This is a genomic window from Flavobacterium aestuarii (assembly GCF_040049115.1).
Classification (GTDB): domain Bacteria; phylum Bacteroidota; class Bacteroidia; order Flavobacteriales; family Flavobacteriaceae; genus Flavobacterium; species Flavobacterium aestuarii.
Genome location: NZ_JBDLZZ010000003.1, coordinates 89,907 through 112,202, shown reverse-complemented (window position 1 = coordinate 112,202; position 22,296 = coordinate 89,907). Strand labels below are relative to the sequence as shown.

General features: G+C 36.7%; 14 protein-coding genes. 2 read left to right on the top strand and 12 right to left on the bottom strand.

Annotated features, from left to right (window positions below; all coding sequences use genetic code 11):
* The first annotated feature begins 36 nt into the window (after nucleotides 1-36).
* Entirely contained in the window at nucleotides 37-1,341 is a 1,305-nt protein-coding gene (locus ABEG11_RS04115) for a M28 family metallopeptidase (RefSeq protein ID WP_348822931.1), read from the top strand.
* A 51-nt stretch (nucleotides 1,342-1,392) separates the two neighbouring features.
* Here ABEG11_RS04115 and ABEG11_RS04110 read toward each other — a convergent pair whose 3' ends face one another.
* The 12 genes from ABEG11_RS04110 to ABEG11_RS04055 all read right to left on the bottom strand — a co-directional run bounded on the left by ABEG11_RS04110 (nucleotide 1,393) and on the right by ABEG11_RS04055 (nucleotide 19,821).
* Nucleotides 1,393-2,247, bottom strand: coding sequence for a L,D-transpeptidase (locus ABEG11_RS04110; RefSeq protein WP_348822930.1), 855 nt, complete (start codon nucleotides 2,245-2,247; stop codon nucleotides 1,393-1,395).
* Between the two features lie 102 nt (nucleotides 2,248-2,349).
* Nucleotides 2,350-3,102 (bottom strand): SDR family NAD(P)-dependent oxidoreductase, encoded by a 753-nt coding sequence (locus ABEG11_RS04105; protein WP_348822929.1) that lies wholly within the window; start codon nucleotides 3,100-3,102, stop codon nucleotides 2,350-2,352.
* A 446-nt stretch (nucleotides 3,103-3,548) separates the two neighbouring features.
* Complete coding sequence (locus tag ABEG11_RS04100) at nucleotides 3,549-4,976, bottom strand: rubredoxin (protein ID WP_348822928.1); 1,428 nt, start codon at nucleotides 4,974-4,976, stop codon at nucleotides 3,549-3,551.
* A 75-nt stretch (nucleotides 4,977-5,051) separates the two neighbouring features.
* Complete coding sequence (locus tag ABEG11_RS04095) at nucleotides 5,052-8,567, bottom strand: molybdopterin-dependent oxidoreductase (protein ID WP_348822927.1); 3,516 nt, start codon at nucleotides 8,565-8,567, stop codon at nucleotides 5,052-5,054.
* 510 nt (nucleotides 8,568-9,077) lie between these two features.
* Nucleotides 9,078-10,466: a CmpA/NrtA family ABC transporter substrate-binding protein gene (locus ABEG11_RS04090; RefSeq protein ID WP_348822926.1), complete on the bottom strand. Its 1,389-nt coding sequence runs from the start codon at nucleotides 10,464-10,466 to the stop codon at nucleotides 9,078-9,080.
* A gap of 152 nt (nucleotides 10,467-10,618) precedes the next feature.
* Complete coding sequence (locus ABEG11_RS04085) at nucleotides 10,619-12,100, bottom strand: MFS transporter (protein ID WP_348822925.1); 1,482 nt, start codon at nucleotides 12,098-12,100, stop codon at nucleotides 10,619-10,621.
* Nucleotides 12,101-12,306: 206 nt separating this feature from the next.
* Entirely contained in the window at nucleotides 12,307-12,966 is a 660-nt protein-coding gene (locus ABEG11_RS04080) for a response regulator transcription factor (RefSeq protein WP_348822924.1), read from the bottom strand.
* A 470-nt stretch (nucleotides 12,967-13,436) separates the two neighbouring features.
* The gene (locus ABEG11_RS04075; RefSeq protein ID WP_348822923.1) at nucleotides 13,437-15,245 is read right to left on the bottom strand and encodes a sensor histidine kinase; all 1,809 of its coding nucleotides are present in this window, start codon (nucleotides 15,243-15,245) and stop codon (nucleotides 13,437-13,439) included.
* Nucleotides 15,246-15,394: 149 nt separating this feature from the next.
* Nucleotides 15,395-15,982 (bottom strand): DUF4202 domain-containing protein, encoded by a 588-nt coding sequence (locus ABEG11_RS04070; RefSeq protein ID WP_348822922.1) that lies wholly within the window; start codon nucleotides 15,980-15,982, stop codon nucleotides 15,395-15,397.
* 32 nt (nucleotides 15,983-16,014) lie between these two features.
* Nucleotides 16,015-16,392, bottom strand: a complete 378-nt coding sequence (gene nirD / locus ABEG11_RS04065) for a nitrite reductase small subunit NirD (protein ID WP_348822921.1) — start codon at nucleotides 16,390-16,392, stop codon at nucleotides 16,015-16,017.
* Nucleotides 16,393-16,497: 105 nt separating this feature from the next.
* Nucleotides 16,498-19,005: a nitrite reductase large subunit NirB gene (gene nirB / locus ABEG11_RS04060; protein WP_348822920.1), complete on the bottom strand. Its 2,508-nt coding sequence runs from the start codon at nucleotides 19,003-19,005 to the stop codon at nucleotides 16,498-16,500.
* A 438-nt stretch (nucleotides 19,006-19,443) separates the two neighbouring features.
* Complete coding sequence (locus ABEG11_RS04055; protein WP_348822919.1) at nucleotides 19,444-19,821, bottom strand: iron chaperone; 378 nt, start codon at nucleotides 19,819-19,821, stop codon at nucleotides 19,444-19,446.
* Nucleotides 19,822-19,997: 176 nt separating this feature from the next.
* Between ABEG11_RS04055 and katG the strand changes: the two genes are divergently transcribed.
* Nucleotides 19,998-22,283: a catalase/peroxidase HPI gene (katG, locus tag ABEG11_RS04050; RefSeq protein WP_348822918.1), complete on the top strand. Its 2,286-nt coding sequence runs from the start codon at nucleotides 19,998-20,000 to the stop codon at nucleotides 22,281-22,283.
* Nucleotides 22,284-22,296: the final 13 nt, after the last annotated feature.

Here is a 22,296-nt window from a genome sequence, read left to right as displayed (position 1 = left end):
TTGGTCTAACTTAGTTGTTGTTTATAAAATAGAAATATGAAAAAAAGTATTGCAGGTATATTTGTTTTAGGTCTGTGTTTTAGTGTTCATGGACAGTCGATTGATAAGATAATCACTTCCAATGAAGTTTCCCGTATTGAAAAAGTGCTTTCGGCAGATGATATGCAGGGAAGGAGAACTTTTACTCCCGGAATTGATAAAGCATCAGCTTTTATAGAATCAGAATTCAAAAAAGCGGGACTAAAACCGTTTATGGGAGCGGCCAATTTTAGACAGGAATTTTCGATGACCGTTTCAAAAGCGATTTCTTCCAAAATAATTATAGACGGAAAAGAAATTGACAACAATCAAGTAGTTACTTTCTCTTATCAGCCACAGGTTTCTTTGACCGAGAAAAGCGATATAGCTGTTGTAAAAATCAGTAAAGGAGATAATCTAGGAAAGAAATTCAATGACTATTACAAGAGTTCAAAGAGTTATCTGGTATTAGTTGATGCTTCCTTTAATAATGTGTTGCCAAATATTCAGCATATTGACAGAATCACTTCTGAACCTGGAACCAATACTGTTCTGTTTGTTTTTGGAGTTAATGAAGCAAACGCTTTTTCAGTTGAATTAGCCAATACTATATCTAAAAAAACGCTGAATAATGTAGTTGGTATATTGCCAGGCAAAAGCAAGCCAAATGAATATGTTATTTTTTCCGGACATTACGATCATCTTGGAGTGGGGTCACCTGAAGAAGGCGCGCCGCACCCTGCTAATGATTCTATTTACAATGGTGCCAATGATGATGCTGCGGGAAGTACAGCTGTGATTATGCTGGCTAATTATTTTAAAAAACTGAATAACAACGAACGCACTATTATTTTTACCACTTTTACAGCTGAAGAATTAGGCGGTTTTGGTGCTAAATATTTCTCAAAACAGCTTCCTGCAGATAAAGTAATTGCGATGTTCAATTTAGAAATGATTGGAACTGAATCCAAATGGGGGAAAAATTCAGCTTATATAACAGGTTTTGAAAAATCTGATTTTGGAAAGATTCTGCAGAAAAATTTAGAGAAAACGACTTTTAAGTTTTATCCGGATCCGTACCCGGAACAGGAGCTGTTTTACCGTTCCGATAATGCAACTCTGGCCAAATTGGGAGTGCCTGCACATACTATTTCGACTTCAAAAATGGATAATGAGCCCTTTTATCACACTGCTGATGATGAATTTGAGACATTGGATATTGCCAATATGACCGAAATTATTAAATCTATAGCTTTAAGTTCTTCTTCCATTATCAGCGGAAAAGATACACCGTCAAGAGTTGATACTGCACAGTTAAGATAGTTCAAAAGAAATTATAAAAGAGTTGCCTGACATGTTTAAGCAGCTCTTTTATTATTTTGATTTCTTTCTTTTTTCCTGCTCTGATATGATAGTATTCATATAAGGTTTTATTATTTCTTCAATTTTGCTTTCGGAAATATCCAATCCTTGTGGATTTTTGATGAGCTGCAGCCAAGGTTTAGGAGCGTCATAATCGTAGCTTCCAAAAACAATTACTGGTGTTCCTTTGAATTTTACATTTTCATCGTCTTCCAGTACCCATTGATCTGCCCAATTATATAAAAACCTGGCATCTTTTTCTTCAAGCCTCAAGCAAGAGTGTGATGCCGGATACCCAGGCAATTCATATTGATGGAATCCAACCCCTTTTTTATTTTCAATGTTGAAATTCCACTTTAATTCCCACTCATCATTGAATGTGCTTGTAGTTTCTTCGGCTTTCCAATTCGTAAAAAATAATCCGGTTGGCGTTGGATCTTTTTTACGCCCCATATTGGTTGGACCACTACGCATTAAGATGCCATTTTCATAAGCTGCAAAAGTTTGCGCAGGATATGAAAACAAAATAATCTTGTCGGCTCTTTGCAATGATTCTACTTGTAAAGGAAAATGCATGTAGTAAACAATGTCACCACTTAGATCTGTTGGAATAACGACAGAATCCATCTTGATAAAGTTTTTCTTGTCGGTTCTATTTACAGCCTGAGCAATTTCTAAATTGGCTTCGCTTTGTTTTTTTTTAAGCCATTCTTTTGTGTTTTCTAGGGTGTAGGAAACGGATTTGGGTTCTTTTCTTGCAGGAATTGTTTTTGTAACAGCTGTTTTTTTAGCTTTGTTTTCATTTGCATCTTTGCAGGATGAATACGTGAATGCAATAATTGCAAAAAGGATAATCAATTTTTTCATAAAAATTTCTTTTATGTAAAAATGACTTAAAAAACGGATTTTACTGTTATAAAATTATTTGAAATTATTGTGTTTTTTTCATTTTGACAATTTCCTTAAAATTTACTTTTTGTAAATAGTAGTAGGTGCCGATTGTGATTTGGAATACATTGTTACATCAGCGATGGTAACTCTATTGGGAGCGTTCACAGCATAAAATATGACATCCGCTACATCTTCCGGTAATAAGGGTTCGTAGCCTTCATAGACTTTTTGAGCTTTTTCTTTATCTCCTTTAAACCTGACTTCCGAAAATTCAGTTGCCACAGCTCCTGGAGCTATATTTGTAACTTTAATACCATGCTCGGTCAGGTCGAGGCGCATTCCTTCGCTAATTGCTTCTACTGCTTTTTTTGAAGCACAATAGACAGCACCATTTGCGTAGGTCTGTTTTCCAGCTACCGAACTTAAATTAATAATATGGCCTTTTTTTCTTTCAACCATCTGTGGAATTATTGCTTTAGAAACATATAATAACCCTTTTACGTTTCCGTCAATCATGGCATCCCAATCGTCAATGTCACCATTATCGATAGAAGAGAGTCCATGAGCATTTCCTGCATTATTTACCAAAATGTCAATATTTTTCCATTCTTCAGGCAATGAACTAAGCTTTAATTCGACTTCTTTTCTTTCCCGGACATCAAATATCAAAGTGTGGATTTTTACAGTCGATGATAATGTGTTTTTCAATTCTTCCAGTTTTTCGGTACGGCGTCCGCATAATATTAAATTATACCCATTTTCGGCAAATTTAATTGCTGTGGCTCTTCCAATGCCTGAAGTTGCACCTGTTATTAAAGCAATTCTTGTCATTTTTGTCAATATTATATTCCTGAAACTATTTAATTTTAAATGCTATAAAAGAAAAATTTCAGGATTGATTTTGTTTGCACAAAGATAAAGAAGGCTGATCAGTAAATTGTGTTTTTGATACTTTTATATTTTTGGATGCTTAATAGTTTATTCCTGCTTATTGCAGTTAAAAAGGTCTTTTAGCTTTATGTATGTTATGAATTATTGTTCATATTAATTTTTACTAATTAATTATGCAGGTTTTAAGTATTGGATACTTGCAGGAGGATTTTTATGTATATGAAAAATAGAAGCCAGTTTTTGTAATAACGTGCTGTTTCGCAAGAAGGACAGAAGCGATTCGCGGTGGCGGAGGGTATAGCCAGACGGCAGACCGATAAAAGAGCTTGCATGTACAAAGAATGTTTGCCCTTTATCGGGATGGTGGCTCGTCATGATATTTTTAATTATACCTTGGCTTCTGTCAGTTGTATAAAATTAATTTTTGGGGCATCGCAAAGTGAACAGCAATAATCCTCTGGGAGATCTTTGAAGAGTGTTCCTTTTTCGATACCTCGAATGATGTCTCCGTATTCTGAATTATAAACGGTCAAGCACTCCTGGCATTGATGGATGTCTTGTGTTCTGGTTTCTTTTTTTGCTTTGGCATTTTGAAATTCGAGTACGCTGGTTCCTAATTCTTCAAAATATTTTTTGCTCAATTCAATGAGGATATTAGGCAATTCCAATTTATCAACATCTTGGGCATGAACAATATATTCCTTAGTGTTTGGATCGAAATTTTTGGCATGCAGCACATTGAAGGTATCACGTATTTTAATTAATTCGAGGTCTTTCGGCGGATCGTTTTTTTCGATTACAATTGATGTGAAATAATGTCCGTCACGGTTATAATCGGATAACCCAAAGGTAAGCCCATAAGTGCTGATGTCGAACTGGTCAAGTGTACGCACTAGAAAGGTTTTGAGATTTAATGCCCATTCCATCGCTACTGGTAAATGCCAGTTGAGTTCAAGAAGTGAGTGGCGCACATTGATTCCTTTCTTGCCAAGAAATTTTTCCCAATCGAGTTTACGGTCTTTTGGGATTCCTTTTACAATGAAAGATTTCCAGGGAGTGATACATATTTTTCCGATTTTGCAGTCAAAACACAAATCACACATTTCTTTCAGGAACTGAAGATCATATAAGTTGTTGCGCCAATATAGTCCAAGCCAGTATTGGTCGATACCCATCCTGTTCATTCCTTCGTAATATGGGAATGGATAAAACGGTATGTTTAATGGTAAATCGATGGTTCTATTATTGGTATCTAAATCGCTGACAAGCTGAAAAATCATGTCAATAGAATCGGGTTCTTCCTGAAGGATTTTCTCTATTTCATAATAAATCTTACCGATATCCCAGCTGTAAATCAATACTGGGAAAAGCTCCATTTTGTCCCATTTTGGCAAGCGGATATACAAGAACCAATAGTCTTCATGATGCGAAGCTATAAAGTTGATATGTCCTGTAAAGAGTGGAACGAGCTGTTGTTTTGGATCGGTTATATTGACTTTCAGCTTTGGCTGTTCCTTGAATTGCTCCAGGATGTAAAGGAATTTATTTCCGGTAAGCCAGGGGGTATTGCTCAAAATATCTGTAGATACATAGGAAGATACTATGTTGTTGCCGCTTTTTTCATTAGGATATACAAAATGATGCTTTCCTATTTTTTCGGGATTATTATTTTGGAATCCTTTTGGGAATATGATGTCTTGTCTTGATCCAAAAGAGATGGCATCCAAACCTTGTTCTAACCCCATATTTACAATCTCACGCAATTCTCCCGGAGAAATTACGCCACCTTTTACAATGAGTCTCGTTAATTCCATTTTTTTTTTGGTTTATGGTTTATAGTTTTTTGTTTATAGCTGCTCACAACGAACTATTAACAACAAACAATAAACTTATTTACACTTCGCTAATATCTCTTTCACTTCGGTTTTACAGCTGCCACAGCCTAACCCTGCGCCAGTGGTTTTGCATAATTCGGTAAAATTATTTACCCCGCTTTTGATGCATTCTTCAATGTTGCCACTGCCAACCTGACTGCACGAACAAACCAGTTTTCCTATTACTGGTTTGGCTTCAGAACTGCTTCCTCTTAATAAAGTATTTCTTTTGTCGGCCAGTTCAATTTTGCTTTCAATCATGGTTTTGAATTCGGCAAACTCATTTTTATCTCCCATCAGGATTGCACCTACCAGCAGATCATTCTTGACGATACATTTTTTATAATAGCGTTTGCCTAAGTCGGCAAAAATAATTTCTTCGTATGCATCGTCATTTTCGGGTACCTCGATTTCGCCAATACTGCAAAGATTGATGTCTTCCAGTTTTAAAATATTCATCAATACTGATCCTTTGTAATAACTGCTGATATCGCCTGCAATAAAATTGGCCAGTATATCGGCCTGTTCTTCGGCAGCAGAGGTGATTCCGAATAATTGATTATTGAACTCGGCGATTTCACCTATCGCAAATACATTTGGATTGGAAGTTTGTAAATATTGATTCACTTTGACACCACGACCGCAAATAAGGCCAGTTTCCTTTGCTAATTCTATATTTGGAATGGTCCCAATAGTGTAAACAATAGCATTGGCGGTTAGGATCCGTCCGCTTTTTAGGGCAATTTCCAGTTCGTTGGCATTATCGGTTTCAAAAACTGTACTCACCTCGTTGTCAAAATAAATTTGAATATCCCGCTGCTGTACCTCTTCGGCCAATAATTTGCTGGAAATGCGATCCAGCTGGCGTTCCATCAATCGGGAAGCTCTTTGTATAATTGTTATTTTGACTTTTTTGTGTTTAAGAGCCGCTGCCAATTCCAGTCCTAGTAAACCACCGCCTACAATTACGACGTGCTGTTCTTCGGCAGGCAAATTAGTTCCATCTAAATAATTCTTTAAACGGTCAGCATCATTTTTCTTGCGTATTGTAAAACGTCCCGGTAAATGGAGCTGTGCATTTTCAGGAATGAAAGGACGGCTTCCAGTGGCCATTATCAAAGTGTCGAATTGATGCGTTTTGCCTTGGCTGTCGGTTATGATTTTATCGGTGGCATTAACATTTTCGATAGCAACCCCCGATTTCATTGTAATGTTTAATTGTCCTAAAGCATCATCTTTTATTTTTAAAAGACTCTCCCATGACAATTCGGCGGTAACATATTCTGGCAATAATACACGATTGTAAAATGGATTTTCCTCGTTCGAGAAAACAATAATTTCATCGACAGTATTAATTTCTCTATAATTCTGGATAAAACGAAACGCTGCAGCTCCAGCACCGATCACAGCAATTTTTTGGAAAGGTTTTACATATTTCTTTACTGATACGGTAGTATATTTAAAATCAGGTTCTTTCGAAACAGGATCTACAATAGTGTTAGTAAGGTTATTAGTTCTGTTCAGATCATTGTCCAATTGTTTTCCCCAGTGCATTGGCAAAAACAAAACCCCTTCTTTGATAGAATCAGTTAATTTGGCTTTGACACGTACTTCTCCGTTTTTACTGGTTACTACAACAATATCACCATTTTTGATTTGGGATTTATAAGCATCAATCGGATTGATTTCAAGAACAGGGCTGGGTGTGTGCGTCATCAATCGAGACACTTTTCCTGTCTTGGTCATCGTATGCCATTGATCACGGATTCGTCCTGTTGTCAATATGAATGGATATAATGCTGAGGGTTCTTCGGAAGTGTTTTTGATATTAGCAGGAATATTGAAAATCGCTTTTTGCGAAGGCGTAAAGAACTTTTTGTCCGAAAATAAGCGGGGTGTTCCTGAGTGTCCATAGTCCGGAACAGGCCATTGAAAGGTTCCTTCGTTTTTCAGTCTTGTATAATTTAAATACGAAACATCTATGCTGGTGCCTTTTGTCATTAAGCAGTATTCTTTGTAAACAGCTTCGGTATTTTCGAAATTGAAACCTGAGAATTTCATTTTTTTAGCAAAATTGAGCAAAATCTCAACATCCGGCAAAGCCTCTCCTGGAGGATTAATTCCTTTTGGCAGATAAGAAATACGACGCTCCGAGTTGGTCATTGTTCCTTCCTTTTCCAGCCAGCCGGCTGCTGGTAATAATAAATCGGCAAATTTTGCAGTATCAGCATTATGTGAAATGTCTTGAACAACAACAAATTTAGCATTTGCCAATGCTTTTTCAACTCTGCGGGAATCTGGCAAGCTTACCATTGGATTAGTGCAGATAATCCAGACTGCTTTCATTTTTCCAGATTCTAAGGCATCAAACATTTCAGTTGCTGTTAGTCCCGGTTTCTCGGAGATCGAATCTACTCCCCAAAAATCAGCTACTTCTTTGCGATGGTCTGGATTGTTCAATTCTTTATGAACCGCGAGCAGGTTTGCCATGCCGCCCACTTCGCGTCCTCCCATGGCATTGGGCTGTCCTGTTAGAGAGAAAGGTCCGGATCCTGGTTTTCCTATTTGTCCAGTTACTAACGAAAGGTTTAACAAAGCAGTATTTTTATCAACCCCGATAGCACTTTGGTTCAATCCCATAGCCCACATTGATATAAATCCTTTTGCTCTGCCAATCATTTCAGCAGCTAAGTAAATATCATTTACAGGTATACCACATACTTTGGATGCATTTTCATACGAGCTGCCGGCCACAAGCTCTTTATATGCCTGATAGTTTTCGGTATGGTGTTTTACAAAATCCGAATCTGTATATCCTTTTTCGATTAATCGTTTCCCAATAGCATGGTACAATACAATGTCTGTTCCGGGAAGAATCTGCAGATGCAAATCGGCATTAAGCGCCGAGTCGGTTTTTCGTGGATCGACAACGATAACTTTTACTTTAGGATTTTTCTCTTTGTGCTGCTCCAGTCGTCTAAAAAGAATGGGATGACAAAATGCGGGATTCGCACCAGTAATCATAAAGGTGTCTGCCAGTTCAATATCAGCATACGCAATAGGCACAGAATCTTCGCCAAAGGTTTTTTTGTAGCCAGCCACTGCCGAGCTCATGCAGAGTCTGGAGTTAGTGTCTATATTGTTTGTTTTTAGAAAACCTTTTACCAGTTTGTTTACTAAATAATATTCCTCAGTCATGCATTGTCCAGAGATATAAAAACCAACACTGTCTGGTCCATGATTCTTTATAATAGATGAAAAAACTGCTGCAGCACGATCCAGGGCCGTATCCCAGCTGACTCTCTCTTTCGGGTGCGATTTGCTCCATCTCATTTCGGGATACATAATCCTGTCCGAAGTGTCATTGACAACATAATGTAAATTCATCCCTTTGGAACAAAGCATTCCTCTGTTCACGGGATGGTCTTTGTCTCCTGTAACCGTCACTCCATTTTTAGAATCATTTTTTACAATAATTCCGCATCCTACACCACAATAGGAACAAGTAGTTTTGATTTCTGTGTTTTGCATTATGTATATCTTTATTTATAAAGTAGTCATCCAAGAATCGTAATGTACACTGTACATGAACAAAAGTAAGTAATAAATACGTATTAATACGTATAAAATTAATTTTATTTCAATGTTTAATCCAATATCATTAGAATGCTAAAAATAGGTTCAATATTTTGAATTATTGCAAGAATTGACCGCAATTGCAGAATAATTGATAAGTTTTTAAAATATAAGTACTGCCTTAAATATATAAAGTCTCCTTTTTTAAGCCTTGGGCGTGCCCCTCCAAAAAAGGTCGGGTCGTGCTGTTCGTTCCCGCTTTTTTTAGAGAGGCAAAAAGCCTCTCTAAAAAAGAGCTCCACTGCCATCACTCACGCAGCTGTCTTTTTCAGAGGATATATACTGCATTTTTTTACAAATCAGCCACAAAAAAGAGCCTGACTTATTTGCGAAAAATAGATCAGGCTCATACACAATGCAAGTTTGTTTCTGGTGGTATTTTTTTCTTGATTATAAGAGAATGAATTAGTTTTTTAAGCCAATTTTAAAGCTATTAATATATTCAACTGGTTTTCTGCCATCATACGGCATATCATCAATAAATTCGTTAGTAACAGGTTTAAAGCCATCAGTTGCAGGTATGTCAGATTCGGTAATAAATCCTTCCTCCAATAATAATTTTGCTGCCTGGAACCAGATGTCTGGTTTATAAACTTCCTGAATTTTGCTAATATACCATTCATTCGTTTTTGGTTCTGCGATCTGTCCCCATCGTTTCATTTGAGTCATAAACCAAATTCCGTCCGAATAATAAGGATAAGTAGCATTGTATCTGAAAAATACATTGAAATCTGGTACAGCCCTTACATCGCCTTTTTCAAATTCAAAAGTGCCCAGCATAGAATTGTCAATTACCCGCTTGCTTCCATCTACATAAGCCGACTTAGATAAAATGCGGGTAGCTTCATTCCGGTTTTCAGGATTATCAAGCCATTTTCCAGCTTTTATTAATGCTTTTGTTATAGCAATGGATGTATTGGGATATTTGGAGACAAACTCTTTGGTCATTACAAAAACTTTCTCAGGATGATTTTTCCATATTTCTTTGCTGGTCACTATTGGTACGCCAATGCTTTCTTCAACAGCCTGCTGATTCCAGGGCTCTCCAACACAATACCCATTGATGGTGCCTGTTTTTAGTGTTTCGGGCATCTGCGGAGGCGCAGTAATATTCAGCTGAACATCTGCACCATTATTTCCAATACTTCCCTGAATGTTGCTGCTGCTGTAAAAACCTGGATTTATGCCTCCAGCAGCTAGCCAATAGCGCAACTGGTAGTTATGGGTCGAATAAGCCCCGACAATACCAAATGTAAAAGGTTTGTTTGCTTTTTTATATAAATTTAAAACAGGTTTCAAGGCATATGATGGAATTGGATGAACTGGTTTTCCGTATTCATAGGGTATACTGTCTTTGATTTTGCTCCAGGTGTCGTTAGAAACTGTAATAGCATTTCCATTTAAATCCATAGAATACGAAGTGACCAGCTGCGCTTGACGTCCACAGCCTACAGCAGCAGCAATGGGCTGTCCTGCCAGCATTTGTGCTCCATCCAGCTGATTGTCTATTACTTTGTCAAGGATTTCCCGCCAATTGGCTTGCGCTTCTAAGGTTACTATAAGTCCTTCTTCTTCAAAATAGCCTAAGTGTTTTGCTATGGCTAAAGGAGCCATGTCGGTAAGCTTAATAAAACCAATGGTCAGATTGGCTTTTTCTACAGGCAGTTTTTTTGTTTTTGGAGGATTTATATTTTTCCTTTTTGTAATTGGAATATTGTTGTTTGGGCTTTTAAAACTGGTAACAGCAAAAACTATTACCAAAAGTGCAATTAAGTTTGTGAAGCGTTTTTTCATAGTCTTTTGGTTGTTTGTTTGGTTGGTATAGAATTTTGGTCAATTATATTGCTGTTCATAATAATATGAACTGCTATTGAAATTTTAAAAAAAACTGCTCTCCAGATTTAGAGGTTAGGAGAGCAGTCATACATGAGTAATATAAAAAGGTATTATTTTTTTCTATCAATTTCTTTAGATAGAACAGGCTGTTTTTCGTTCATCATTTTGGTTACAGTTATATGCATCCAGATTAAGCAGGCCACTGACAATATTAATATGAATATCCATGAGCTGGACCAGATTCCTGTGGTTGTCAATAAATATCCAAAAATGATGGGGCCAAAGAAACCGCCAAGCCCTCCAATCATTCCTACCATACCGCCTACAACACCTACTTCGGTAGGGAAATACTCTGGGATGTGTTTGTAGACCGCAGCTTTGCCAATTCCCCATGAAATTCCAATTAGAATTACAAGGATAAGGTATACCCACATATTGGCACTAAAATGAATAGCTGTAACTCCTTTTGCAATAAGTTCTTTTTTCTTCACTTCCTGATTTTGGCTCACAACCACTTCCTGCCATGAATTGCGGGTAGGGAATATTGTGTTTTCTATTGGTTTATTTATTTTTAAATTGATAGGAAATTCTTTTTCGCCAACTTTTACAAGTGTATTAGAAACGGCGGTAATAATTCCTTTTTTGGTAGCCATAACACCAGGTCCAGATGTGGTAATATCCATTTTTGGAATCATTAATAATGCACTTAGAATTACTGAGGATCCCAAAACCCAATACATAACTTTTCTCGCACCAAATTTATCAGATAAAAATCCTCCAAAAGCCCGGATAACACCAGATGGCAAACTAAACATTGTAGCAAACATACCGCCCATTACAAGACTCGTTTGATAGACATTCATAAAATTTGGAAGTAACCATTGCGAGTAAGCAACAAAGCATCCGAATACTAAAAAATAATAGGCGCCAAATCTCCATACTCTGGTGTTTTTTAGGGACTGAAGCATTTGTGGGACACTTTTTGTCTGGCTCTCCATTTTTTTGTTTTTGGTAAAAATCAAAAAGACAATACCAATAGCGACCAATGCAATTCCATATATGACAGGTAATAATTTCCAGCCATTTTGCGGGTCATTTATTGAAAATTCATTTAATAAAGATGGAGCAATAAATGTAGTAATGGCTGCACCAGCATTCCCCATTCCAAAAATACCTAAGGCTCTTCCTTGCCATTCTTTTGGGTACCAGATAGAAGTAAAGCCTATTCCAACAGCAAAACTGGTTCCTACCAGACCAAAGAAAAAACTCAATAATGCAAACATGAAAAAACTATCCGCATAAGGCAATAAGAATAATGGAATGGAACAGAACAGGAGTAAAAGAGAGAATACATATTTGCCTCCAAATTTATCGGTCAGCATTCCAATTGGCAAACGCATAACTGAACCAGTCAAGATCGGAATTCCCAAAAGCCACCCTACTTGGACTACATCCCATTTAAAGATTCCGTTATCTACTAAGTACGTTACTAGAACTCCATTAAGAGTCCAGCAGGCGAAACACACCGTAAATGCTAAAGTGTTTAGAAATAAAATTCGGTGTGATAATGAAAGGGAGTTTGTTGTTGACATAATACTTATAATTTTTACACAAAACTAAGTATTACATCGTATTAAAAAACTGCGAAAACGCAGTTTTTTAAAATAAATTAAGTATTTATACGTATTTTTTTTTAAAAAAACTGCTGTTTTTAATATAACCTAGATTCTAAGCTTCTGATGATGCTCTATTTAAACTATTCGAAGCTTAGAATATTAAGAAAGGAATGTTTTAAATATTATAAAAGAGCGTATTCTGTCGCCTTGTTAGAAAGCTCCATCAGATTTTTTACTTTTAATTTTTTCATTAGGTTAAAACGATGCACTTCAGCCGTTCTTTTGCTGATGTCCAAGGCTTCTGCTATTTCCTTGTTTCCTTTTCCGCTTAGCAAAAGTTTCAAGATTTCTTTTTCCCTTTTGGTGATTATCTGTTCTTCTCCCAATGATGGTTTAGGTTCAGATGTAAATGTAGGATTAGTAAGCTGTCCTATCAATATGGAAGAGATATCACCACTGAAATATTTTCCTCCGTTCGAGACTGTGTGAACTGCTTTCAGGAATTCTTCCTTGCTGGATCCTTTAAGTAAGTATCCATCGGCTCCTGCCTGAATGGATTTCAGTACGTATTCCTCAGATTCATGCATTGAAAGCATTATTATTTTTACATTATTGTTTTTGCCTCTCAGCTTTTCAACAACTTCAATACCGGTTAGATTTGGCATTCTGATGTCTAGAATTAATAAATCAGGTTTTAGTTCATCTATTGCTGTCAGTGCCTCCAGGCCATCAGTTGCTTCACCTATAACTGTAATGTTGGCTTCGTTTTCTAATAATGATTTTATGCCGTCTCTTACAAAAACGTGGTCGTCTGCAAGAACTACTTGAATTTTATCACTCATATTATATAATATATACTACTTATTACTCATTACTACTTTTTTACGTAGATTCATCTAATTTGCATGCTAAGATACGTATTTTTAAAAATTAATTTCAGTTTCGATGATAAAAATCAATTTAATGGCTGATTTTTGAAAATTTAACAAACAATTAAAAGGTGAAGTAAACTTTAATGATTTTTTGATATTGAAATGGTGAATTAGATGTTTTTTAAGTTATTCTAATGCGTGAATGACAGAAATAAGTATCATTAAGTCAAGAGAAATCCAGATGATTTTTCATGTTTATAGAAATCGAAAAGTGATTCCTGAACCCCAGCGGGTTGTACTACATAAATATGCGGTTCCGCTGGGGGCATTGCCGGAAATAAATATTATTTCTATAAATATTTAACTCTCTTAGGGTTTAAAAAAAACTTAATAATAGGATTGATTTTGAATTAGTGGCAAAATACCCATCAAGTGATACATCAAATAGGAATATTAAATGTGATTCGGGTTCCTTCGTTTGGAATTGAATTGAAAAAAACACGCCCATTGATATATTGAATACGTTCTTTCATGAAGAGCATGCCCATTCCGGATTCGCTGTTTCGCTTTTTTTCTACGGCATTAATGTCAAATCCTTTTCCGTTGTCATCGACAGTGATGCTCAAAAGGGTTGCGCTGTGTGAGAGCTGTACGATAATATGAGTAGAATCGGCATATTTTATGGCATTGTTGATGGCTTCCTGTGTTAATCGATAAATGTTTATTTCGATTAAAGAATCCAATCGGGCGTTGAAATCGGTTTTGTTATAAAACAGAATGTTTTTTCCAGTGAGTTTCGAAAGTTCGGAAGTAAGTTTAGATAAGGCAGGATTGATACCGTGATCGCTTAACTCAGGCGGCATTAAATTGAAAGTTGCCGTGCGGACGCCTTTGATGATATCTAATGAAAGTTTTTTTAGATATTCAATTTTTACGGTTGCTTTTTCTTTGTCATCCAGATTGATGCTTTCGAGGCTGAATTTTAATCCAGTCAGCATTTGGCCAATACCATCGTGAATTTCTCTGGCAATCCTGTTTTGTTCGTTTTCCTGGTTTTCGACAATTTTGCTAGAAATTATTTTTTGCTGGTTTAGTTTGTTCTCGATATTTGCGGTGTTCAAACGTTCTACTTCCTGAACGGCTTTTTTGCGTTCGGTTATGTCAAAACAAATAATCAAGAGTTCCGATTGATCTTTTTTAATCGTTACGGGAATCATCGATAAATCCAGCCAAATTGACTGTTCATTTCGGGTTGTGATATTTAATTCTCCTTGCCAGCCCCTACGGTTGTTCTGGAGTACGATGCGGTCGATGAAAAGCTGTTCGTTTTCGATAGGAGAAAGAACCTCACCAAATTTAGTTCCGGTATGGAACGGATTGTATTGTAATAGTTTTGAGAATTTTTCGCCAATATGGATAATGGTTCCGTCGGTTGCAATTCGGCAATAGAGCAGGGTGTTTTCCATGGCATAATTGAGCGATTTTAATTCTTTGACAGAGTTTTCTTTTAACTCACTGATGATTTCCGTGTTTTGTGCCAGTTTTAATGCCTTTTTTTCCGATGATAATAGATTGGAAATGAGTGCTTCGATTTTTTTGGTTGTAGGTTTGAATATGAATACAAACTCCAGCAGCAAAACTAATAGCGTAAAAGCAAGAATAATGTATTCGGTTTTGCGCTGTAAGGTCACTTTTTCTAGTGCTTCGTTATCATATTCACTAACAATCTGATTCATTTCCGAAAGAAAAACCCTTTCATTTGCCAGTAAAGTTTTTACCAGTTTTATATTTTCTTTCTCGTTTTTGTTTTCTTCTTTGTTTTTCAAAAAAGCAGTTGTAACCTTGATTATTGTATCAAAATTAGGTTTAATGTTTTTGAAATATCGGGTTAAAATTGGATTTTTTTCTTTTGGAAAACCAAGGCGGTCACTGCCATTTACCAAGGCATTATGGTTTGATTTCCATAGCGCAATTGTTTTGGAAATCTTGTCAATCTGCTCTTTTTTTTGCGTGGAATCAGTAATGAAATTGAGAACTAAAATTTCTTTTGTCAATTTCTGGCTCAGCATCCTTTGTTTTCCTGATATGTTTATGATTTTAGAATCACTGAGCTGGCTGTATAAATTGTATTGAATAAGAAATTGGCTGAGAATGACAGTTATAGCAATAGTAATTAAGGCGAAGATGTACATTCGCCTTAATTTTTTGAATGAAATTTTATCAAAAGATACTTTGGATTTTTTTTTCATGAAGACCGTACTGTTTTTTTGCCGCTAATCAGTGCAAGTGTGTCTTTTTTTTGCCACAGATTATAAAGATTAAAAGGATTTTTTAAAAAATAATCTGTGGAAATCTTTTTAATCTGTGGCTTTATTTTATTTAAAACTACAAAATAAAATTACAATCCTAATGCGTCTTTTATTAATTGGAGATTTTCAGGTGTGTAATTGATTTTTAACGCCTCCTGATGTCCTTTCTCCGACATTTTATTCCAGGTTTTCAGAATAATATTTTTCAGTTTCTCGTCATCATGTTTGTGAACGAATGGTTCTAAATAAAACTCAAGGAAAACTAAGCAGATTACATCTTCCAGGAGCTGGGTTTCTTCATCTTTTTTAAGCAGTTTTTTTTCAATCAAAAAAGAAACACGATCAATAAATGCGTCTTCATATCCTGCTTTTTTTAGTATTTCGGCAGTAGTTTTGGCGTGGAATTTTTTTAGGTCTTCTCGCCATTTTAAGTAACCAACACGATCCATCGGATAGGATTCTCTTGCGACTTTCCAACGGCAGATGTGCTGTGCTTTGGCTGCAATCTGGACAGCTTCGGAAGCATTGGGCTCAAAAGACATAAGCCTTTCATACATTCTATCCGAATATAATAATTCTTTTGGATAGGTAATTTCTTGATATATTTCGCTGTTTGGATCGGCTTCGTTTTCGGCATCAATCCACGCGCTGGCGTTTAAAAAGGGGATGGTTTTCATTGATAATAGTGTATGATTCAAAGATACATACATTATTCCAAAAACCCAACGAATACTTCATCTCCTTCAATTTTTACGGGATAAGTGGCTATTTTGAAATCATCGCCGTTTAAGTTAGATCCATCTACCAATGAAAATGTTTTTTTGTGCATAGGGCAGGCAATTTTTGGAACTCCATCTGCAGAGCCTGTCATTCCTCTTGATAAAACCATCTCCATTTTGTGAGGGCATACGTTTTGGCAGGCATACCATTCGTTTCTTCTTTCGAAGTTAAAAATAGCAATCTGTTTTGTTTTGTATTTGATGCATCCACCTCTATTGCTTGGAAAATCTTTGATATTTCCAGCTTTGAACCAGACTTTTACTTCACTTAAATTTACGGTTTCGTATTGAGTTAATAGATCTTCCATGATATTTTGTTTTATTTTCTGACCCAAGCCCCGCTCTGAGGATAAGCAGAGCCTGGAGCAGAATATTGTTTTTTTTTAATTAATTTGATAGGAGGAATTCTTGTTTTACCAAGATTTTGGCATTTTTTGGTCTCTTAATTCTACGTATTCAAGGTTGTCATCTCTTTCGTCTGTATTTACGAAGTGACTGAAACGTTTCATCAATCTTGGTTTTTCCAATACTTGATTCCACTCGCATTCATAGCTGTTTATTAATGAAGCCATTTCTGAATCTAATGTTTCGCAAATGCCGATGCGGTCAAAAATGATAACTTCTTTTAAATAATCCAGTCCGCCTTCCAGTTTTTCCAGCCAAGTTGAGGTTCGAACCAATGGTCCTGCAGTCCTGATATAATACATCAAGAAACGATCCATATATTTGAGTACAGTTTCTTTGTCAATTGCTTCTGCCAATAAAACTGCATGTTTAGGATTAGCTCCACCGTTTCCACAGATGTAAAGATTCCAGCCGCCTTCAACAGCAATCAATCCAAAATCTTTTCCTCTTGCCTCGGCACATTCCCTGATACAGGCCGAAACACCTCCCTTGATTTTGTGTGGTGCACGGATTCCTTTGTAACGGTTTTCTAATTCAATGGCAAATCCAACGCTGTCATCCATACCGTAACGGCACCAGGCATTACCCACACAGCTTTTTACGGCTCTTAAAGATTTTCCATAAGCGTGTCCTGTTTCAAAGCCATTGTCAATTAATATTTTCCAGATAGCTGGTAAATCATTTAATTGTGCTCCAAATAAATCAAGACGCTGCGCTCCTGTTATTTTGGTGTATAAATCGAATTGTTTGGCAACTTCACCTATAACAATTAATTTTTCTGGTGTGATTTCTCCACCTGCAATTCTTGGTACTACGGAGTAGGTTCCGTTTCGTTGAATGTTACCCAAGAATCTATCATTGGTATCTTGAGTGGTAACATGTTTGTTGGCAGTATCATTATAAAGACTGGAGAAAACCGAAGCTACTACAGGTTTACAGACCTCACAGCCATCACCGTTGCCATGATGATCAATTACATCATAGAAATTGTTGTATTTATTGATTTTGACAATGTCAAATAATTCTTGTCTAGTGTAGTTGAAGTGTTCGCAGATGCTTTCTTTGACTTCCTTTCCAATTGATTTTTGAGCACCTTTTACTAAATCGGCAACCATTGGTTTACAGCCTCCACAACCCGTAGTTGCTTTGGTTAATTTAACTACATCACCAAATGTGTTGGCAGTTCCGTCAAGGATTGAACAGCAGATAGCGCCTTTGGTTACGTTTTCGCAAGAGCAGATTACTGCAGTATCTGGCAGATCGGATGCATTTCCTAGTGTTGATCCCTCTCCGCCACGAGATCCTAGAATCAGGTCTTCTGGATTTGCTGGCAATGTCATAGCATTGGCATAAATTTGGAATAATCCATTGTAGTCAGATGAATCTCCTACCAGGATTCCTCCCAAGAGTGTTTTTCCGTCTTTGGTGACATTGATTCTTTTATAGATACCACTGAATTTATTTTCGTAAACAATTGCAGTAACATTTTCATTTTCAATAAAAGGATCACCAAAACTCGCAACTTCAACTCCAATTAATTTCAATTGAGTAGACATATCGATGGTTTCTCTCATCGTTTTATCTCCTTTTAGGATTTGTTCGGCAGCAACATCGGCCATTTCATAGCCGGGAGCCACAAGTCCATATATCATTTGGTTGTACAATGCAACCTCACCGATAGCGAAGATATTAGGATCTGATGTTTGCATTTGATTGTTTACTACGATTCCGCCTCTAACACCTACCTCAAGTCCAGAAACTCTTCCTAGTTCGTCACGAGGCTTTATCCCAGCAGATATAACCAACATGTCTACTTTTAACAATTCATCATTGGCAAACATCATTCCCTTTATACTGTCTTCACCATCTATGTATTGTGTTGCTTTATTGAGATGGATTCCTATATTTAATTCTTCTATTTTGGATTGAAGCATATCACTCGCACCTTGATCTAATTGTCTTGGCATTAAGCGTGGTGCAAATTCAACTACGTGAGCATTTAATCCTAAATCCCGTACTGCTTTTGCTGCTTCTAAGCCTAATAATCCACCTCCAAGAACTGCTGCTTCAGTACTCCCGTTGGCTTTTATTTTTTTGGCATAAGCCATAATTGCATCAAGGTCTTCAATGGTTCTGTAAACAAAAACACCTTCTTTTTCTACCCCGTCAATTGGCGGTACAAAAGCGGCCGAACCTGTTGCTAAAACTAAGTAATCATACTCGTATGTTTTTCCTAAGTGAGTATGTATCGTTTTCTGCTCTCTGCTAATGTCTGTAATTAACTCCGAAGTATTTAATGTAATATTATTTTCTTCGTACCAATTGGCTGTTGACATAGATAAGTCTTCAGCTGTTTTTCCTGCAAAGTATTCACTCAAGTGAACTCTGTCATAAGCACGTCTTGGTTCTTCCCCAAATACTGTAATTTGATAATTTTCCTGCCCAGATTTCGAAACAAATTTCTCGCAGAATTTATAACCTACCATGCCGTTTCCGACTACTATTACATTAATCATAATCTGTTAATTAAGTATTACTACGCAAATATACGTATTTATACTTAATTTTAATACTTATTTTTGCTTTTTTTTCTTAAATAGAATGATTTTTAATAACAGGTAATTAGTTTCTGATTAAATAGTGAATTGTCTGCAGGCTTTTTTGCAATGTAATATGTTGATTTGTAAGGTTTTTTTAAGGATGTAGCATAGCTCAGGCTGTCTGCTGTATCATTTTTTTGAAAGAAAAAACAAAAGGAACTGCTTCTCGCAGCTGCATAATTACTTCAGAAAAAGAGTTTTTTGATAGAAAAGAATGAACTACTTAGTTGAAGACTACGTAAAAGCAGAAATTATGATTGCTTTTTAATTGATTTGAAGGTCTGGTTAAATTTAATTATGCTGTAATTCGAAAATCTTGGCCAATACTATAGACGAATTAATATGCATTGTAGTTTATTGTAATTGAGGTTTTTTTGATTTCTTCTTATTTTCGGTCACTCTAAAAACCACAATACGCTCAATTAGATCGTAGGGTACTGGCTCGTCAATAGGAAATTGAACAGATCCTTTGCCTTGCTTGAATTTCGAAAGATCATTGGCAAATTCACTATGTCCTGTAGGCGTTGCATAAAAACCAATGTGTTTTTGATAACCAGCAAAATACACCAATGGTTTTCCGTTTGTTTTATATGCCGGCATTCCATAAGATATACTTTCGACTGCCTCTGGGGCTTTTTCGATAATAGTTTTGCGAACTTTTTCTAAAATCAATTGAACTTCATCTGGGAATGTCTTAATGTACTCATCTACCGATTTGTAATTGATTTTCATGGCTGACTTTTTTTGAAGGATTTAATACAACTAATTTACAAATAAAATTTGGGTGAATGCAGAATTATTCTAAACTAGGCTTTTGAAGTGATGTTATAATTTTTATCTATTAAAAAGATAATTTGAATAACAATAATTTTGGTAAATTAGTCTAAGTTTTTAAAAATCATCACATTATGGAAAATAACGAAAATCACAATTCAAGCGGAGAAAGCAAATGTCCGTTTTCAGGAGGAAGTTCAAAACAAGGTACTGGATCAGGTACAAAAAACACTGATTGGTGGCCAAAGCAGCTGCAAGTAAAAATTCTTAGACAAAATTCATCTTTGTCCAATCCGATGGATGAAAATTTTAATTATGCAGAAGCATTTAAAAGTTTGGATTTAGAAGCGGTAAAAAAAGATCTTCATGACTTAATGACCGATTCTCAAGACTGGTGGCCGGCTGACTTTGGCCATTATGGTGGTCTATTTGTCAGAATGGCCTGGCACAGTGCAGGAACTTACCGTGTTCATGATGGCAGGGGAGGTGCTGGTGCTGGTCAGCAGCGTTTCGCACCGCTTAACAGCTGGCCTGATAATGTAAGCCTTGATAAAGCGAGAAGACTTTTATGGCCTATTAAACAAAAATATGGACGAAAAATCTCGTGGGCTGATTTGATGATATTAACTGGGAATGTTGCTTTGGAGTCGATGGGATTTAAAACTTTTGGTTTTGCTGGAGGACGAGCTGATGTTTGGGAACCTGAAGATGCCATTTATTGGGGTTCTGAAACTACTTGGCTTGGTGGAGACGAACGTTACAAAGACGGTTCTGAAGGTGTGCCGAAAGATCATGGAGTTGTTTCATCTGATGATGATGCAGATGGTCAAATTCACACTAGAAATTTAGAAAAACCTCTTGCAGCTGTACAAATGGGACTTATATATGTAAATCCTGAAGGGCCTGATGGCAATCCTGATCCCATAGCTGCTGCCAAAGATATAAGAGATACTTTTGGGCGAATGGCGATGAACGATGAAGAGACGGTAGCATTGATTGCTGGTGGACATACATTTGGTAAAACACATGGAGCTGGACCATCCGATCATGTAGGTAAAGAGCCCGAAGCAGCTGGTTTAGAGTTGCAGGGTCTTGGATGGAAAAGCAGTTTTGGTTCAGGAAAAGGAGCTGATACAATTACAAGCGGATTGGAAGTAACATGGACAAAAACGCCAACGCAGTGGAGTAATAACTTTTTCGAAAACTTATTTGGTTTTGAATGGGAACTTTCTAAAAGTCCAGCTGGTGCCCACCAATGGATTGCTAAAAATGCCGAAGCAATTATTCCTGATGCCTTTGACAGTTCTAAAAAGCATTTGCCAACAATGCTTACAACAGATTTATCATTACGATTAGATCCTGCTTATGAGAAAATATCACGCCGTTTTCTTGAAAATCCAGACGAATTTGCTGATGCTTTTGCTCGTGCATGGTTTAAGTTAACACATCGTGATATGGGGCCACGCTCCCGTTATCTTGGAAACGATGTTCCTCAAGAAGAATTGTTGTGGCAGGATCCTATTCCAGAAGTAAGCCATCCACTAATTGATGAAAACGATATTGTACAATTAAAAGAAAAAATAATAAATGCAGGTTTAACTACTTCGCAGTTAGTTGGAACAGCATGGGCTTCAGCGTCAACGTTTAGAGGATCGGATAAACGTGGAGGAGCAAACGGTGCTCGTATAAGACTGGCACCACAAAAAGACTGGAAGGTCAACAATCCTACTGTACTAAAACAGGTTTTGGATAAACTTGAAAGTATTCAGGCAGAATTTAACAGTTTGCAGCCAAGCGGAAAAAAAGTTTCTCTGGCTGATTTAATTGTTTTGGCAGGTAATGCTGGGGTTGAGAAAGCGGCAAAAGAAGCAGGATTTTCAGTAACTGTTCCTTTTTTGCCAGGTCGTACGGATGCAGCTGCAGAGCAGACTGATGTTGAATCTTTCGGGTATCTGGAACCTAAAGCAGATGGTTTCCGTAATTACCGCGGTACAAAATCGGTTGTGTCTACGGAAGAACTTCTTATTGATAAAGCAAATTTATTGACATTAACAGCACCAGAATTAACCGTACTTTTAGGCGGATTGCGTGTGCTTGATATTAATTCTGATGGATCAAAGAATGGCGTTTTTACCCATCGCCCAGGTCAGCTTACTAATGATTTCTTTGTAAATCTTCTGGATATGAATACCAAATGGCAGGCATTGTCTGATGATAAAGAACTGTATGCTGGGAATGATTATAATACAGGACAGCCCAAGTGGATAGGAACAAGAGCCGATCTTGTTTTTGGATCAAATGCAGAATTAAGAGCTATAGCGGAAGTATATGCTAGCAGTGATGCAAATGAAAAATTTATAAATGATTTTGTTTCCGCATGGGATAAAGTGATGAATTTAGATCGTTTCGACTTGGTCTAAAGACTTAGTTTTT